This is a genomic window from Bacillus sp. JUb11 (assembly GCF_024807925.1).
Taxonomy (GTDB): Bacteria; Bacillota; Bacilli; order Bacillales; family Bacillaceae; genus Bacillus; species Bacillus altitudinis.
In genome coordinates, this window is record NZ_JANUEZ010000021.1 from 1 (window position 1) to 1288 (window position 1288).

The following is a 1288-nucleotide window of genomic DNA, read 5'->3' on the forward strand; positions in this document are numbered from 1 at the left end:
ATGGGACTGACCCCCGTTTTTGAGACAGGGATCAAAACACCTTTATACAGCCAATTGCCGATAGTTTATCGGTGATTGGTTGTTTAGTTTCGTTTGAATACGAATGTTGTTATAATAATAAATGTATTCTTTGACAGTGCGTTCTACGATGGTGGTCGTAGTGCGATCAATCCTGTTAAGATAGAACGTTTCAGACTTTAGTGAGGAATGAAACGATTCGATGGAGGCATTATCAGCGGGAGTCCCTTTACGGGACATGCTCATGGTAATGCCTTTTATATGAACAGCTTTCTGATACTCGTAAGATGTATACACAGAACCTTGATCGCTATGTAACACGCAATTCTCAGGCAGTGCTGGGAGCTGATAAAGTGTGTTTAAGATAAAGTCTGTGTCCTGCTTATCACCAATCGTAAAAGCAATCACTTCTCCATTATATAAATCCAATATACTGGAAAGATACAATTGTTTCTGTCCATAAGGCAAATACGTGATGTCCGTTACTAGTTTTTCAAGAGGGCGATCAGACTGAAAATTCCGATCCAGTATATTACCAGCCACGGCATAAGGCTGCCCATTCTTCTTACGCTTTTTCATTTTAACCCGGCATTGCCACTGGTTTTTCTGCATGATACGTTGAACAGTTTTATGGTTAATACGCATTCCCATTTTTAGTATGGCTGTGATTTTCCGATAACCATATCGATATTTGTGCTTTCGGCACAACGTGCCGACCTGTTTCTCTAGTTGTCTTTTAGAATGATTCTGAGTCAGATTCTTTTTCCATCTATAATACGAAGTACGTGAGATGCCTAAATGGAAACAGATGTCCTGTACCGTCACCGTTTTGCACAATTCATCTACCAGTTTGATTGACGTTTCCTTATCAACTTCCTTTCCAATTCGTTGTACTTTTTTAAAACTTCATTCTGTTGACTCAAATAGCGATTTTCTGCCCGTAGTCTCTCTAATTCGGAAGAGTACTCGGGGCCCTTTCCATAAGAATATTGTTTTCCAACAGGTTGTTCGAACCGGTGTGTATCCCCAGCTTTATGCCATCTCACCCATGTCTGAACCTGCGTCTTATTCTTGATATTCAATTCCTGCATGATCTCTTTCATAGGTACGCCTGCCAATCTCATTTCCACAGCCTTCTGTTTGACTTCAACCGGATAACTCACTCTTGTCCCCATAGAAAAAACACCTCCATGTTTTATTTCGGATCACAACGATCCGTTTTCAAACTTGAAGGTGTTTTTTATTTGTCTCATCTTATGGGGTCAGTCCC

The 1288-nt window shown here is 40.5% G+C and carries 1 protein-coding gene; it reads right to left on the minus strand.

The window, feature by feature from the left end; genetic code table 11:
• Positions 1 to 42: 42 nt before the first annotated feature.
• A protein-coding gene (locus M2369_RS19310; RefSeq protein ID WP_100325805.1) for an IS3 family transposase occupies positions 43 to 1193 on the minus strand; the annotation gives its coding sequence in 2 pieces (ribosomal slippage) (positions 43 to 920 and positions 920 to 1193; 1152 coding nt in all).
• Positions 1194 to 1288: the final 95 nt, after the last annotated feature.